Annotated in this window: 8 protein-coding genes and 1 riboswitch; of the genes, 3 read left to right on the top strand and 5 right to left on the bottom strand. The window is 67.5% G+C overall.

Annotated elements, in window-relative coordinates:
- Positions 1-43 precede the first annotated feature (43 nt).
- The gene (locus ACX9NE_RS14765) at positions 44-982 is read left to right on the top strand and encodes an asparaginase (RefSeq protein ID WP_459362841.1); all 939 of its coding nucleotides are present in this window, start codon (positions 44-46) and stop codon (positions 980-982) included.
- Here ACX9NE_RS14765 and ACX9NE_RS14770 read toward each other — a convergent pair.
- A complete protein-coding gene (locus tag ACX9NE_RS14770) occupies positions 947-2,362 on the bottom strand; it encodes a DNA polymerase IV (RefSeq protein WP_459362883.1) in 1,416 nt (471 codons plus the stop codon). The genes ACX9NE_RS14765 and ACX9NE_RS14770 overlap by 36 nt on opposite strands.
- A 277-nt stretch (positions 2,363-2,639) precedes the next feature.
- On the opposite strand from ACX9NE_RS14770, the gene ACX9NE_RS14775 reads away from it, so the two are divergent.
- Complete coding sequence (locus tag ACX9NE_RS14775; protein WP_459362842.1) at positions 2,640-4,115, top strand: PE family protein; 1,476 nt, start codon at positions 2,640-2,642, stop codon at positions 4,113-4,115.
- Positions 4,116-4,220: 105 nt separating this feature from the next.
- On the opposite strand, the gene ileS is transcribed toward ACX9NE_RS14775, so the two are convergent.
- The 4 genes from ileS to ACX9NE_RS14795 all read right to left on the bottom strand — a co-directional run bounded on the left by ileS (position 4,221) and on the right by ACX9NE_RS14795 (position 10,451).
- On the bottom strand, positions 4,221-7,364 hold the full coding sequence (gene ileS / locus ACX9NE_RS14780; RefSeq protein WP_459362843.1) for an isoleucine--tRNA ligase: 3,144 nt from the start codon (positions 7,362-7,364) through the stop codon (positions 4,221-4,223).
- Between the two features lie 528 nt (positions 7,365-7,892).
- Positions 7,893-8,123: an Rv1535 family protein gene (locus ACX9NE_RS14785; protein WP_459362844.1), complete on the bottom strand. Its 231-nt coding sequence runs from the start codon at positions 8,121-8,123 to the stop codon at positions 7,893-7,895.
- Between the two features lie 273 nt (positions 8,124-8,396).
- A riboswitch (M-box (ykoK) riboswitch) is annotated at positions 8,397-8,568 on the bottom strand.
- A gap of 175 nt (positions 8,569-8,743) precedes the next feature.
- On the bottom strand, positions 8,744-9,862 hold the full coding sequence (locus ACX9NE_RS14790) for an NAD(P)H-dependent flavin oxidoreductase (protein WP_459362845.1): 1,119 nt from the start codon (positions 9,860-9,862) through the stop codon (positions 8,744-8,746).
- 10 nt (positions 9,863-9,872) lie between these two features.
- On the bottom strand, positions 9,873-10,451 hold the full coding sequence (locus tag ACX9NE_RS14795) for a carboxymuconolactone decarboxylase family protein (protein WP_459362846.1): 579 nt from the start codon (positions 10,449-10,451) through the stop codon (positions 9,873-9,875).
- Between the two features lie 218 nt (positions 10,452-10,669).
- On the opposite strand from ACX9NE_RS14795, the gene pks2 reads away from it, so the two are divergent.
- Positions 10,670-16,894 carry a sulfolipid-1 biosynthesis phthioceranic/hydroxyphthioceranic acid synthase gene (pks2, locus tag ACX9NE_RS14800; protein WP_459362847.1) on the top strand — a complete coding sequence of 2,075 codons (6,225 nt, stop codon included), beginning with the start codon at positions 10,670-10,672 and terminating at the stop codon, positions 16,892-16,894.
- The last annotated feature ends 30 nt before the right edge of the window (positions 16,895-16,924 follow it).

A 16,924-nucleotide genomic window follows, 5' to 3' on the forward strand; every position in this document is an offset into this window, starting at 1 on the left:
CCGCACGCGGAGGGGGCTGCCCCGCGTGCGGGATGATCCACTCATGGCCCGCATCACCGTCATCACCACCGGAGGCACGATCTCGACCGCCACGGGCGCCGACGGCGTCCGCCGGCCCGTTCACCGCGGGGCGCGGCTCACCAGCGGTCTCGGTCAGGCATTCGAGGTCGACGTCGTCGACCTGATGGCGGTCGACAGCTCCGAACTGGTCACGACCGACTGGGACCGGATCCGCGCGGCGGTGCTCACCGCGATCGACGACGGCGCCGCGGGAATTGTCATCACCCACGGCACCGACACCATCGAGGAAACCGCGCTGTGGTTGGAGCTGGGGTACGACGGAGCGGCCCCGGTCGTGCTGACCGGAGCGATGCGCAGCGCCGACGCTCCCGACGCGGATGGACCGGCAAACCTGCGCGACGCGCTCACCCTGGCGGCCAGCCGGGAAGCCCGAGGCCTTGGGGTGGTGGTCTGTTTCGCCGGTCGGGTTTTGCAGCCGCTGGGTCTGCGGAAGGCGGCGACCCAGGACCTGAGCGGTTTCGCCGGGCATCTGCTGGGGACAGCGGCCGGAGGCGTCAGCCTGGCCGGGCCCAAGGTGCGTCCGTTCCTCGGCGAGTTGAGCGCCGCGACGGCACCGCGGGTCGACATCGCCGCGGCCTACCTGGGCAGTGACGCGGTGGCGCTGGACGCCTTCGCGGTGGCAGGTGCGCGAGGGGTGGTCCTTGAAGCATTGGGATCGGGCAACACCGGGGCCGCGGTGGTCGAGGGGGTTCGTCGCCTCTGCCGCGACGGCGTAGTGGTCGCGGTCTCTACGCGGGTGCCCAGCGGCCGGGTCAGTGCGGGGTACGGCCCCGGGTATGACCTGGTGGAAGCGGGCGCGGTGATGGTGCCCCAGCTGGCACCGTCGCAGGCTCGGGTCCTGGTGATGGCGGCGCTGACGGTCGGGCTACCCGTTGACGACGTCCTCCGCCGCTGGGGTTGACGGCGGCGCCACCGTGTCCGGTTCGTGCTTAGCGAGTTCACCGAGGTAGTCGGGCCAGTCCAGGCTGTCGACCGGGTTGGCCGCTGTGAGTTCGGCGTCGGCGACGGGAAAGGTGCGCGCCGGTCCCGGTCCCGAACTGCGGGTCTCGAACCGGACGGTGACCACGCCGTGGCCCGCGCCCTGCACCCAGCCGTGTCCGAATTCGCGGTGCGCGACGTCGTCGCCGATCCGCCACGACGAGACGTCCGGTCCGGTGAGCGGTGCGGCGCGCATCGTCTCGAAATCCTGGTGGGCCTCCGCCTCGGGTGACAGATCCAGCTCGGGAAACAACGATTCCTGCCGCACATCGCTGAGACCTGAAAATCCAACGCCCAGAAGGCGAATGGGGCCGATCTGTAGCGGATCCAGCAACAGCCTGCGAGCCACCGCCACCAGGGCGCTGGCTTCGGCCGTCGCGTAGGGCAGCGTCGCCGAGCGGGTCAGCGTGCTCATGTCGGACTTCTTCAGCTTCACCGTCACCGTGCGCGCGCCGCGACCGTCTTTGACCAGCCGCCGGTGTGCGTGCTCGGCAATCGGTTCGATCGCCTCGCGCAACTGGTCCAGGGTGGTCAGGTCGGCGGCGAAAGTGGACTCGGCGCTGATCTGTTTGGCTTCGCCGCGTTCGGCGACCGGGCGGTCGTCGATGCCGCGGGCCAGCCGGTGCAGCGCCGGTCCGATGGTCGCGCCCAGAATGTTGGCCACCTCCGCGTCGGTCAGCGAGGCCAGCTGCCCGATGGTCTCAATGCCGAGTCGGTGCAGCTTCTCCTCGGCAACCGGGCCGATCCCCCACAGCCGCCGCACCGGCAGACCCTCGAGTAGTAGCCGCTCGTCGGCGCGGCGGACCACCCGGATACCGTCGGGCTTGGCCAGGCCGGAGGCGATCTTGGCGATCTGTTTGCCCGAACCTGCGCCCACCGAGGCAACCAGACCCGTCTCTTCGCGGACCCGCCGCCGCAGCCGTTCGCAGAATTCCTCCGCGTCGGCAGCCGACGCCCCGGCAAGTTGCGACGGCTCCCCGAATGCCTCGTCGAACGACAGTTGCTCGACGACGGGGACCAGGCTGCGCACGGTGTCGAAGACGCGCCGGCTCGCGACGCCGTAGACCACCCCGCGCGGCGGCAACACCACCGCGCTCACCCCCACAAGTCGGCGGGCCTGGTGCATCGGCATCGCCGAACGGGCTCCGAACACCCGCGATTCGTAGCTGGCCCCCGCCACCACCCCACGTCCACCCAAGCCGCCCACCAGGACCGGACGCCCTCGCAGGGTCGGCCGGGTGAGTTGTTCCACGGATGCGAAAAACGCGTCCATGTCCAGGTGCAGCACCCAACGGGACTCCACGGTCATCGATGCTATTGCGGGGGTTTATCGCTACGCACTGCGGCCACGCCGTCTCGGCACCGCTTCTACCGGTTCATTCACCGTGAAAAAGGCCGATGCCGCGGGTCATTCGTCAACAGAATCACGCGCGTCGAGAATGCGACACCGAGTGCCGGGAAACGGACCGGCGTCACAAAACAAACGCATTAGCATTTACGCATGTTTAATAACGGCAAACTCGGCGATCCCCCGCGTTACCGAAATACCGCGTAATCGCACCAGGGTCGGGGAGATGACTATGTCAGTTGTCATTACGCCGGAGTGGGTACAGGTCGCAGCCGAGGATCTCGCGGGCTTACGCGCCGCAATATCTGACGCGTCCCATTCCGTTGCCGGATTCACCACCAATATCGCACCGGCGGCCGCAGACGAAGTGTCGAACGCCATCGCCGCGCTGTTCGACGATCTGGGAGCGGAATATCAGGCGATCAGTGCACGGACGCAGGCCTTCCATGCGGAGTTCGCCCGGGCCCTCGGCGCCGGCGCGGGGGCATATCTGGGTTCCGAAGCCGCGATAGCCGAACTGCTCCTGGCGAACGCGGCAACTGCCGCCCCTGCGGCCTCGATCCTGGACGGGCTCACCGGCGGATTAGGCAATCCCGGCGGTCCGTTGGGCGCTGTCGGTGGATTGGTCAGCGGCGGCGGACTGTTGGGGGGTCTCGGTCTGCCCTCCCTGCCGTCGCTGCTGCCCGGCATATTCGCGCCGGCGCCCGGCGCCACTCCCCCGAGCCTGGCCGCTATCACCGGCCCCTACGAGGCACTCTTCACCAACACCATCAACAATCTGCAAAGTCTCGGTAATGGCTTGGCCGCCAACCCATTCCCGTTCTTGCGCCAATTCATCACCAACCAGGCCGGTTACGGAAACATCATCGCCACGTCACTGGCGACCGCGGGCCAACACTTGAGCGCCGGATTCGGTGCCGGCCAAATCCTGACCGACCTCGCACCCATCGCCGCGATACCGGGCCGAATCGGACAAAACGCGTTCAACGTCTTCGCGACGCTGACCGATTTCTCATACTCGATCGGCGCGAACCTCGACCCGCTGCAAGTCGGTGCCGCATTCTTCGGCTTGCCGATCGCGCTGGGCATTGACGCCATCGGGTCACCCATCACCACAGGTAGTGCGCTTGCCTCGGTCGCGTCGGCTTTCAGTAGCGCGGTACAACGCGGCGACGCCTTCGGAGCTGCCGTTGCGGTACTCACCGCGCCTGCTGTCGTTACGAATGGTTTTCTGAACGGGCAGGTCATGCTGAGCCTGGGGCTGCCGGGGGTCAATTTGCCCCTTGTTGGCAACGTCGGTTCGATCACCGTGCCGGTGACGGCGAGTATCCCGGTCGGCGGGATTCTCACCCCGTTGTCGGTGAACACCCTGATGGTCAATCCGCTGTTGACCACGCCGCCGCTGGTGTCCGTCCCGCTCGGCGGTACGCCGACCGGCGGGATATTGCCCGGGCTGCTGCTCTATGCGCCTCAGCGACTGGCAGAGGCGATCGGCGCAGCGCCACTGCCCAATCCCCTCCTTCCCACGCCCCAGGTAGTGCTGCCCGGGCTGCCTGTGGTGCCTGGTCTGCCGTCGGTGGGAGACTTGCTGCCCGGGCTGCCGGCGTTGCCGGACCTGGGGTCGGTGCTGGCCGGGCTCGGCGGGCTGGGCTTGCCGACCCTGCCGAGTCTGCCGGCGTTGCCGGGCCTACCCCCGCTGTTGCCCTGACCGACCGTGCCGGGGTCGCCGACGACGCCGCCTCTACTGGCGGCCTGCTGTAGCGCTGAGATCCCCATACGGCTCTCGGGGCGGCACGACCCTGGCCGCCGCCCCCTAACGCGCGGCGCGCGACATCGCCACCCGCACACCGTCGCCGATGTCGACACCGTCCACGGGTTCGCCGAATTCGAAGCTGGTCGCCAGGATCTCGCCGGCGATCAGGTCACGATGCGTGATCGCCCACTCGGCTCGCTGCTCGGGCACCGACATCACCACGGCGATGCGATCGGACACCTCCAGCCCGGTTGCCTTGCGCAGCTCCTGCAGTTCACGGATGCGGTCCTTCGCCCAGCCCTCGGCCTCCAGTTCCGGGGTAACGGTACCGTCAAGCACCACAAGCCCCGCGCCGCCGGGGAGCGCTGCGGTGAATTCCGGGTCCGCCGCCACCAATCGCGAGCTGTACTCCTCGGGTTGCAGTACCGCGGGCCCGGCCGTCAGGGTGCCGTCCGGGTTCAGCACACCTTGCCCCGCCTTCACCGCTTTGATGGCCGCCTGCACGTCCTTGCCCAGCCGCGGGCCGGCGACCCGCGCGTTGACCGTGAGCTCAAACCGGCCGTACGTGTCGATCGCGTCGGTCAGCTCAACCTGCTTGACGTTGAGCTCGTCGCCGATCAGCTCGGTGAACGGCTGCAACTGCGCCGGATTCTCCACGGCCACAATCAGTTTCGGCAGCGGTAACCGCACCCTCAGCTTCTTGGCCTTCCGCAGCGACGACGCCGCCGAGCACACCTCGCGGACCTGGTCCATCGCGGCAACCAGGCCGGGGTCGGCGGGCAGTTCACCCGCCCGCGGCCAGTCCGTCAGGTGCACCGAACGCCCGCCGGTCAGCCCACGCCAGATCATCTCCGTGGTCAGCGGCAGCAGCGGCGCGGCCAGCCGCGCGGTCACCTCCAGCACCGTGTGCAGCGTGTCGATGGCGTCGGCGTCTTCCACCCAGAACCGTGAACGTGACCGTCGCACATACCAGTTCGTCAGCGCCTCGGTGAACTGCCGCAGCTGCTCGCAGGCACCGGAGATGTCGCAGACGTCTAGCGACGCGGTCAGGTCGTCGCGCAGCACCGCGAGCTTTGCCAGGATGTAGCGGTCCAGCACATGGGTCGAATCAGCGCGCCAAACACCGACTTTCGGTGCGTACAGGGCCAGAAAAGTGTAGGCGTTCCAGAACGGCAACAACACTTGCCGCACGCCATCGCGGATGCCCTGTTCGGTGACGATCAGGTTGCCGCCGCGCAGGATCGGCGAGGCCATCAGGAACCAGCGCATGGCGTCCGAGCCGTCGCGGTCGAACACCTCGGTCACATCGGGGTAGTTGCGCAGCGACTTGCTCATCTTCTGGCCGTCCGACCCCAGCACGATGCCGTGTGCCACACAGGTTTTGAACGAAGGCCGGTCGAACAACGCGGTGGCCAGCACATGCAGCGTGTAGAACCAGCCGCGGGTCTGGCCGATGTATTCGACGATGAAGTCGCCCGGATAGTGGCCGTCGAACCAGTCCCGGTTCTCGAACGGGTAGTGCACCTGGGCGTACGGCATGGAGCCGGAATCGAACCACACGTCGAGTACATCCGGGATCCGGCGCATGGTACTGGCCCCGGTCGGATCGTCGGGGTTGGACCGCGTGAGCTCGTCGATGTAGGGGCGGTGCAGATTGTCCGGCCGCACACCGAAGTCGCGTTCCAGTTCGTCGATGCTGCCGTACACGTCGATCCGAGGGTAGTCGGGGTTGTCAGATTTCCACACCGGAATCGGCGTGCCCCAGTAGCGGTTTCGTGAGATCGACCAATCACGGGCACCTTGCAACCACTTACCGAACTGACCGTCCTTCACGTGTTCGGGATACCAGGTGATTTGCTGGTTGAGTTCCACCATGCGGTCACGGAACTGGGTGACCCGCACGAACCACGATGAGACCGCTCGGTAGATCAGCGGGTTGCGGCAGCGCCAGCAGTGCGGATACGGGTGTTCATACGTCTCGTGGCGCAGCAACACCGCCCCGTTCACCGCGGCCGGGCCGTTCCGGCTTTTCAGGTCGCGGATGATCTTCGGGTTGGCGTCAAAGACGTGCTGTCCCTGATAGTCCGGGACCGTCGCGTCGAAGCGGCCCTTGGCGTCGACCGGTGTGACCGGCACGATGCCGACGGGGTCGGTGGTCGCCATGTCGTCTTCGCCGTAGGCGGGTGCCATGTGCACCAGCCCGGTGCCGTCCTCGGTGGTGACGAAGTCGGCGGACAACACCTGAAAAGCCTTGGGCGAGTCCATGAAGTAGGCGAACGGCGGCAGGTACCGAGTGCCCAACAGGTCGGTACCACGGTACGTTCCGAGTACCTCGGGGTCCTCCCCGAGTTCGCGGGCATATGCGGCCAGCCGCGCCTCGGCCAGTACGAAACGCCGATCACCGGATTGCACCTGGACATAGTTCACTTCCGGATTCACCGCCACGGCCAGGTTTGACGGCAGTGTCCAGGGCGTCGTGGTCCAGACCAGCAGATAAGCGCCGTCGAGATCGCCGCCCACGACCTTGAGGCCGACGGTGAGAGCCGGATCCTGGCGGCTCTGGTAGACGTCGTCGTCCATCCGCAGTTCGTGATTGGACAGCGGTGTCTCGTCGCGCCAGCAGTACGGGAGCACCCGGTAGCCCTCATAGGCCAAACCCTTGTCCCACAGCTGTTTGAACGCCCAGATCACCGACTCCATGTAGCTGAGGTCAAGCGTCTTGTAGTCGTGGTCGAAGTCGACCCAGCGTGCCTGGCGGGTCACATATTGCTGCCATTCGTCGGTGTAACGCAGCACCGAGGCACGGCACGCGTCGTTGAAGGCGGCAATGCCCATCGAGTCGATCTGAGATTTGTCGGTGATACCCAGCTGGCGCTCGACCTCCAGCTCGGCGGGCAAACCGTGTGTGTCCCAACCGAATCGGCGCTCTACCTTGTCGCCTCGCATGGTGCGGTAACGCGGCACGATGTCTTTGACATAGCCGGTCAGCAGATGCCCGTAGTGCGGCAGTCCGTTGGCGAACGGAGGCCCGTCGTAGAACACGTACTCCGGCGCCCCCTCCCGACGGGCGATGCTGGCCCGGAACGTGTCGTCGCGGAACCAGTAGTCGAGCACCTCAAGCTCGAGCACCGGGAAATCGGGTGCCCCGCCAGCCAGTTTCGGGTAGGCCGTGCGTTCGGCGTCGCGTTCAGCGTGGTTGGTCACGTGCGCAGTCTCCGGTGCCTCAACAGTCCAGGCACGGGGACGACGGATGCGCTGGTTGCGCGAACGCCGCGGTACCACCCCGCTTGCCACGCTGACGCGTGACCACTCGCAAAGGCTGTGACGGGCCTGCCCGTTCGGTTCTACTGGGCCGGTGTGGCTGTTCTTCCGAAAGCTCCTCGGTGATGGCCGGATCGACGCTGGTGGATTTGATTCTAGTTGCGATCGCAAACCCGGCGCAGCCGGGTGCAGCGGGTCGCAACCCTTGGACCCCGGTTGCGATCGCAAACCCGGCGCAGCCGGGTGCAGCGGGTCGCAACCCTTGGACCCCGGTTGCGATCGCAAACCCGGCACAGCCGGGTGCTGCGGGTGCGATCGCAAACCCGGCGCAGCCGGGTGCTGCGGGTCGCAACCCTTGCGGGGGACGGCCGCATCTCTTGCGACCGAGCACTCCCAGGGGCTGGCCCGCCGCAGGCGCACCTGCGGTCGGCTAACCCCTGGGAGTGCCGGGTAACGCGCTTTCCATGGGCGTCAGGCGTGGACTTCGAGCACACCGATGCGCCACAGCGCGGCATACATGTGCCGGATCGGAATGTTCAGCAAGCGGGCAGCACCGGCCACCAGCGGGTCACCGCCGGCCGCGAGTACCTCTTCGGTGCGGCGGGCCTTCTTGGGCGCCGGGGCCGTCGGGACGTCACGCACCAGGTGCAGCTTGGGCGCAGCGGTAACGGTAACTACTTCGTCGTACAGTGCAGCGGTCATGATCGCCTCCTCGGATGAAACGTTGACAGGTGGACCTCAAAAGAATCTTGGGAAGTCCCGTCCCACAACGGTTCCGACGTGGAGTCTGGGCTGGGGATCAGCCGAGAATGTCGCGCCGAAGATCGGTCAGGGACGAAACTGCGCCCGGATATCGACCCGGACTGCCACTGGAACTCATGCGTCCCTCACCTCCTCTCGGTCACGACCCACGCGGGTATTCGCGTGATCTGATGCGCGCACAAGGAGAACAGAATGCCGGCGGTCCGCCGGAAATCCGCACCCCTCTCGTCAGAGCTTTGGCACTACCCGACGTGTCCGGTCGAACCGGAAGCCACCTGGGCCCAACCCTTAAGCCGGGAAGAGCTGTCCTGACCCGGGGCGTCTTTCGACGTTCGGGGTCAGTGGCCTGTGTTCGGTGTAGCCGCCTCACCTAACGAGGTGCTTGCCAGACCGATAATGCACGACTCGTGACCCCCGGTCAACGCGGCACCCCTCACTTTCGGCATCTTTATGCTTTCGCTACGCACGCCCACAGCTGTTGCTCAGCAATAGCGCGTCTGACCTGCGAAAACGCGCAGCACCCCGAGCCGATCGCCAGGTTACGTTCTGCTGTGTGTTTCCTATGTCATATCGCTGAGGCGGCCGATCGTGTCGATGTACTCCTCAACCATGTCGAGGACCACCGCGCGCGTCGGCCGGACCCGGTCCAGCGAGCCGACCACCTGACCGACGAAGTAGGTCGCCAACTCACGCGCCTTGGCACCAGGGTGGGCGGCAGCCTGATTGATGCGCACCTGGGAGTCGGTGACCAGTGCCGTCTGCAGCGGCATCCCGAGCGGGTTCGGCGTGTCGGGGCGGTCCCATTCATCGGTCCAGGCGGTGCGCAGCATGCGGGCCGGCTTGCCGGTCAAGGATCGTGACCGCACCGTGTCCGACGACGTCGCGGCCAGGAATTTGTCCTTCACCACCGGCGCGGTCTCTGCCTCCTCGGTCGTCAGCCACACCGATCCGCACCACACTCCCTCAGCGCCCAGGGCCAGCGCTGCGGCAATCTGGCGTCCCCGCGCGATCCCGCCCGCAGCCAGCACTGGCGTCGGCGCGACAGCATCCACCACTTCAGGAACCAGCACCATCGTCGCGACCTCGCCGGTATGTCCACCTGCCTCGGTTCCCTGCGCGACGATCAGGTCCACCCCGGCCGCCGCGTGCCGCCGGGCGTGGGCGGTCGTGCCGGCCAGCGCTGCCACCAGCACGTCATGGCCGTGCGCCCGTTCGACCAGGTCGTGCGGTGGCGGTCCGAGCGCGCTGGCGATCAATCGGATGTTGTGGGCGAAGGCCACCTCCAACAGCGGTTCGTAGCTCTTGGGCGAGATATTGAGGCCGCCTCTGACCGCCCGCTCCGACTCGGCGTGCGGAGCCACGCCGTAGCGGGTCAAAATCTCGTCGACGAACGCGCGATGTTCTTCGGGCAGCAGGCCCTGGGCCTGCCCGGCACTGACGCCACCGGTTTCGGCGCCGACGTATTTGGGCGGCAGCAGCAGATCCACCCCGTAGGGTTTGCCGTGGGTCTGCTCTTCGATCCAGGTCAGTTCGCTCTCCAGCCGCTTGGGGCTGTGAGCGGTGGCCCCGAGCACCCCGAAGCCCCCCGCATTGGTCACCGCGGCGACGACGTCACGACAGTGGCTGAATGCGCAGATCGGAAACTCAACGCCGAGCATCTCGGCAACTCTGGTTCGCATTTCGCCGACGCTACGCCGTTGCGGGCGCCGTGCCGTCCGGCGGCCAGGGCGAAACCCCTTCCTCCAGTGGGACCTGGAGACTCTGCAGAATCGAGGCGACCATCCGCCATGCTCCGATCGCCGTGACGAGCTCGATGAGAACCGTTCTGTCGCCACCCAATTCGCGCTGGCAGGCGGCCCAGCTCGTGGCGCTGACCACACCGTCGCGCACAACGTCGTCGGTCGCCGCCAACACCGCTCGCTCGATGGCCCCAAACCCGTTGTGGCCCGCCCAATCTCGTACGCCGAGTAAATCCTCGTCGGACACCCCCAGGCCCGAGGCGACCCGCCAGTGCTGAGTCCACTCGTAGGTGCAGCGCGTGAGCCAACCGATCCGCATGATCACCAATTCGCGCAATCTACGGTCCAGCGCGCCGTGCCAAAGCATGGTGGCGAGCAGGTCGTTGAAAACCCCCGCCAATCGCGGGTGATGCAGCAGCACCTGAAAGATGCTGAGTTCGGCCATGTAGTCGGGGACGCCGGCCTCGTCGGCGGCGGCCCTGGCCTCGTCAACGGGCAGCGGCGGGATCCGGGCGGGCTGTTCGGTCATGCGGACCGCTCAGAAACGCATCGGGATCGATGAGCCAACCACAGCTCCGAACATTACTCGGCCAGGCGCGGCTCAGCTGGTATGTATGGCCGAAGTCGGGCCGCGCCGTCCCGATATCCGAAACCGTCGGCGCGTTGCTCCCCGATCACAGGTTGTCGGACAGGCAGGATGGCGTCGAACCCGGCCAATGACGATCGAGCGATCGAGGTGAGGCGACGGTGGATCAGCAAAAGGTCACCGCGGTGGCCGTTGTCGGCATGGCATGCCGCCTGCCCGGCGGCATCGATTGCCCGGACGCGTTGTGGGACGCGCTGCTGCACGGAGATGACCTTGTCACCGAAATTCCAGAGGGCCGTTGGGACGCCGGCGAGTACTACGACCCCGAACCGGGCGTGCCGGGCCGGTCGGTGTCGCGTTGGGGTGGTTTCCTGACCGACGTCGCCGGTTTCGATCCGGAGTTCTTCGGCATCGGTGAGCGCGAAGCGACGGCTATCGACCCGCAGCATCGCCTGTTGATGCAGGTCTCGTGGGAAGCCGTCGAACACGCCGGCATGCCGCCGCATTCCCTCGACAACTCGCTGACCGGTGTTTTCGTCGGCATGTGCCATGACGACTACGCCCACGTCACCGACGCGGCGGGCGCCCTGGGCGACCCCTACGGCTTCACCGGGACCGCGTTGAGCATGGCCTCCGGGCGGGTGTCGTATGCGCTGGGGCTGCGCGGTCCGTCGCTCACGGTGGACACCGCGTGCTCGTCAAGCCTGGTAGCCGTACACCTGGCCTGCCGCAGTCTGCACGAGCGGGAGAGTGACCTGGCCCTGGCAGGCGGCTGCATGGTGATGCTGGAACCGCAGATGTTCGCATCGGCGTCCGGACAGGGCATGCTGTCCCCCACCGGGCGTTGCCGCACGTTCGACGCGGAGGCCGACGGGTTCGTCCGGTCCGAGGCCTGCGCGGTGGTGGTCTTGAAGCGGCTGCCGGACGCGCTGCGCGACGGTGACCGCGTTCTGGCGGTGCTGCGGGGTACCGCGATCAATCAGGATGGACACACCGGCACCATCACGGCCCCTTCGGGGGCGGCACAGGCGGCGGCCTACAGGTCGGCGTTGGCGGCAGCCGGAATCGAGCCCGACAGCGTCGGCCTGATCGAGGCCCACGGCACCGGCACGCCGGTGGGTGATCCGGTTGAATTCCGCAGCTTGGCAAGTGTTTACGGCGCCAATGGGAATGCCTGCGCGGTCGGTTCGGTCAAGAGCAATCTCGGCCACACCGAGGCGGCCGCCGGTGTGGTCGGCATCATCAAAGCGATTCTGTCGCTGCGGCACGGCGTGATACCACCGATGGCCCACTTCACGCGGCTCCCCGACGCACTCGCCGACATCAATACCGGGCTCTTTGTTCCGCAGCAGGTGACGCCGTGGCCGAGCCGTGCCGGTTCGGTGCCGCGCCGCGCAGCGGTGTCGTCGTACGGCATGTCGGGGACCAACGCGCACGCCATCCTCGAACAGGCGCCGCCCTGCCCGGCGCCGCCACCCCACGACGAGTCATCCGCGCGGCTGTTCGCACTCTCGGCGACCTCCGCCGGAGCATTGCGGCAGACAGCGCACCGGCTGGCGCACTGGCTAGCCGAAACACAGACAGCGACAACGGATTTGGCGTATACCCTGGCGCGCCGGCGCGGCCACCGGCCGGTGCGCAAGGCGTTGATCGCCCAGGACCACGCCGACCTGTTGCGGGCTTTGCGGGACTTCGCCGCCGGCGACGACCCGGCGCACCCCGCGGTCGGCCTCGACGACCGCGGCCCGGTGTGGGTGTTCTCCGGGCAGGGTTCACAGTGGGCGGCGATGGGTGCCGACCTGCTGGCCGGTGAACCCGTCTTCGCCGCCACCGTAGCCGCGGCAGAGCCTCTGATCGCAGCCGAATCCGGATTCTCGGTGACGCGAGCCCTCACGGCGCCCCAGACGGTGACCGGCATCGACCGGGTGCAGCCGACCCTGTTCGTCATGCAAGTCGCGCTGGCCGCGGCGATGGAGTCGCACGGGGTGCGGCCCGGCGCGGTGATCGGGCATTCTCTGGGCGAAGTGTCGGCCGCCGTCGTGGCCGGAGCGCTGTCGCTCCAAGACGGCGTCCGGGTGATTTGCCGGCGCTCCCGGTTGTGCGTACGGCTCGCCGGTGCGGGCGCGATGGCGGCGGTGGAACTGCCCGCTCAACTAGTCCGGGAGGAACTGGCCCGCCGCGGCATCAAAGACGTGGTGATCGCCGTCGTCGCCGCACCACGATCCACCGTGGTCGGCGGCTCCACCGCCACCGTGCGCGAACTCGTCGCGGCGTGGGAAGAGCGCGACGTGCTGGCCCGGGAGGTCGCCGTCGACGTCGCCTCACACAGCCCGCAGGTCGATTCTGTTCTGGACGATCTGGCCGAGGCGCTGGCCGAGCTGACGCCTGGCACGCCGCGGGTGCCGTACTACTCGGCGACGCTGTTCGATCCGCGGGAGCCACCGCGATGCGACGCCAGCTATTGGGTGGACAACCTGCGCCACGCGGTGCGCTTCTCCGCCTCGGTCAAGGCGGCACTGGAGGACGGTTACCGGGTGTTCTGCGAACTGGCGCCGCACCCGCTTCTGACCCACGCGGTCGAGCAGACCGCCGCCGGCATGGATGTGCCGGTGGCGGCGATCGCCGCGATGCGACGTGGGCAACGCGAACCACACGGCCTGCTTGCTGTGGTGGCCGATCTGCATTGTGCTGGTGCCACAACAGATTTCGCCGAGCTGGCTCCGCACGGCAACCTGGTGGATGCACCGCTGCCCGCGTGGACCAACCGGCCGTTGCTGCTTACTGCCGACGATGTCGCTGGCCGACCGGAAACTGCTGCGGCACAACACCTTTTAGGTGTGAACGTACGACTCATGGAGGAACCGGAGCGGCACGTGTGGCAGAGCGCGGTCGGTATCAGGGGGCTGCCATGGCTGGGCGATCACAGAGTCAACGGCGTGGCGGCGTTTCCAGGCGCCGCCTACTGCGAAATGGCCCTGGCCGCCGCCAAAATCGTGCTGGGCGAGCGGGCCGAGGTCCGCGACCTCCACTTCGAGGAGATGCTGCTGCTCGACGATGAGATTTCGGTCGGCGCCGCGGCAACGCTGGAAGCCAATGGCGCCGCCACCTTCGCCGTGCACACCGACGTGGCCGGAGAGCGGGTGCGACGGGCCGTCGCGATGCTACATCCGGCCGACGCACGCCAACCGGCCGGACGCGACATCGACGTCCTGATGGCCGCACACCCGAGCCGCATCCAGGGCGACCAATTGCGGGATTGGTTCGACGCCCGAGGGGTGCAGTTCGGCCCGGCCTTCACCGGTCTGATCGCGGCGCGGGTCGCGGAAGGCGCGGTCAGCACCGTACTGGCCGAAGTCGGTCTGCCGCGCGCAATCCGCACGCAGCACGCCGCATACGTGATCCACCCGGCGTTGCTCGACGCCTGTTTCCAGTCGGTGGCCGCCCATCCCGCTGTGGACGCCGTGCGCAACGGGCGCCTGCTGGTGCCGCTGCGCGTAGGGCGCTTGCGTGCCTACACCGGCAATGCGCGGGCGGCCCGCTACTGCCACACCACGGTGACCGCCTGCGCTAGCAACGTCGAGGCCGACATCGACGTGATGGACGAGCACGGCATCGTGCTGCTCACGGTCCAAGGACTGCTCATGGGCACGGGTCTTTCCGAAGACGCCGATCGCCACAAACTGCTGAGCGAGCGTCTGCTGAGCATCCAATGGCTGGATCGCGAGCCGCCCCGGCCCGCCACAGCACCCGGGAAATGGCTGCTGATCGGGGCCGACGGGGCGTCGACGTCGCAGCTGGCCGAGGCGCTGGGTTCGCGCGGCGCCGACTGCAGCATCATGACCTGGCGGCATGACTCCGCGATCCTGCGCAACGTGCTGGCCGCGGAGGAATTCAACAACGTGGTCGTCATCGCCGGACCCGGCGCAGGCGACCCCGTCGCCCCCGGCTGCGTGCGTGACCTGGTGCAGATTGCCCGCGAACTGCCCGATGTCCCTGGTCCGGCACCCCGGCTGTACGTGCTGACCATGAACGCACAGCCGGTTCTGCCAGGCGACACGATCAACCTCGCGCACGCAGGCGTGCGGGGCCTGCTGCGGTCAATCGGCGCCGAACACCCCTATCTGCACCCCACTCACATCGACATCGACGAGCTCAGCGCAGCGGCCAACGTCGCAGATCAACTCCTGGCAGGCTCGACCGAGGACGAGACGGCCTGGCGTGACAACAGGTGGCTGACCGCGCGTCTGTGCCCGGCACCGCTGCGTGCCGACGAGCGGGTGAGCGCGCCGGTCGACCTGAGGCACGGTGGCATGCGGCTGCACATCCGGACACCCGGTGACCTGCAGACGATGGAGTTCGTCAAAGCAGGGCGCATCCCGCCGGGGCCGGGACAGATCGAGGTCGCGGTACGGGCCGCCAGCGTCAACTTCGCCGATGTGCTGGCCGCTTTCGGTCGCTACCCGTCCTTCGACGGACAGCAGCCGCACCTCGGGCTGGATTTCGCCGGGGTGGTTAGCGCGGTAGGGCCCGATGTGACGTGTCATCGGATCGGTGACCGCGTCGGCGGCATTTCACCGAATGGCTGCTGGGCGACCTTCGTTCTTGGTGACGCGGCACTGGCCGTACCACTTCCGCCGGAGCTCAGCGACGGTGACGCCGCGGCGATCACCACCGCGTCCGTCACCGCCTGGTACGGCCTGAACCATCTGGCCCGCATCCAAGCGGGCGACAAGGTGCTGATCCACTCCGCCACCGGTGGCGTGGGCCAGGCCGCGATCGCCGTCGCACGCGCTCTCGGCGCCGAGATCTTCGCCTCGGCCGGCAGCCCGCAACGCCGGGAAATGCTGCGCAGCATGGGAATCGAGCATGTCTACGACTCTCGCAGCACCGCGTTTGCCGAACAGATCCGCCGCGACACCGCCGGTTACGGCGTCGACGTGGTGCTGAACTCACTAACCGGAGCCGCCCAGCGAGCAGGGCTCGACCTGTTGGCTTGCGGGGGGCGGTTCGTCGAGATCGGCAAGCGCGACATCTACGGCGACACCAGGCTGAGCCTATTCCCGTTCCGCCGTAATCTGTCCCTGTATGCCGTCGACATCGCGCTGATGGCCACCACCCATCCACACCGTTTACAGGAGATATTGCGCGACGTCTACCGGCTCACCGGTGCCGGCGAGCTACCGCGACCGCAACGCATTCACTACCCGGTTGCCGACGCGGCCAACGCAATCCGGGCCGTGAGTGCTGCCGAGCACACCGGAAAGGTCGTCCTCGACATGCCGCCCGCCGCAAGCGGAATCGTAGTGGTCCCGCCCGATCAGGTTCCGGTGTTTCGCGCGGACGGTTCCTACCTCGTAACCGGCGGACTCGGCGGTCTCGGTCTGTTTCTTGCCGAACACCTTGCCGCGGCCGGTGCGGGCCGGATCGTCCTGTGCTCCCGCACGGCACCGAGCCGAAAGGCTCTGGAGACAATCGAACTCGTCCGCGCCACCGGCTCCGACGTGGTGGTCGAATGCGGCGACGTCGCAGCGCCGGACACCGCGGTGAAGCTGGTCGCCACGGCGGTCGCCACCGGACTTCCGCTACGCGGTGTGCTGCATGCGGCCGGCGTGGTCGAGGACGCGACCTTGCCGAACATCACCGGCGAGTTGATCGAGCGGGACTGGGTACCGAAGGCCCGCGGCGCATGGAATCTCCATCGGGCCACCGCATCCGCCACACTGGACTGGTTCTGCATGTTCTCCTCCGCGGCCGCGCTGTTGGGCTCGCCGGGACAGGGCGCCTACGCAGCGGCCAACAGCTGGCTGGACGGGTTCGCCCATTGGCGACGCGCACAGGGCCATCCTGCCACGTCGATCGCATGGGGCGCCTGGGCTGACATCGGACGCGGCGCCGCCCTGGCAGATGCCGTCGGCACCACCATGATCACTCCCGATGAGGGCGCCTACGCGTTCGAAACCCTGCTGCGCCATACCCGCTGCTACTCCGGCTACACCCCGACCGCGGGATCGCCCTGGCTTGCCGGCTTGACCCAGCGTTCGGCATTCGCAGAAATGTTCGCCGCTGCGGGGCCTAACTCTCGGCGGCGCAATGACATCGACCGGTTTCGGGCCGGTCTGCTGGCGCTGACTGCCGACGAAAGACCAAGCCGATTACGATGTTTGGTGTCCGAGCAGGTCAGCCTGATCCTGCGGCGCAGAGTCGATCCGGATCGACCGTTGTCGGAGTGCGGTCTGGATTCCCTGGGAAATCTCGAGTTGCGGACCAGGATCGAGACGGAAACCGGGATCCGCCTCAGCTCCACCGATATCACCACGGTGCGCGAGCTGGCGAACCACCTGTGCAGGAAACTCACACCCGCATACGACGCTCCGGTGTCAATGTGACGGTCAGCGTTCGTGGCGAAATACCCTAAG

The organism is Mycobacterium sp. ML4 (genome assembly GCF_054515735.1).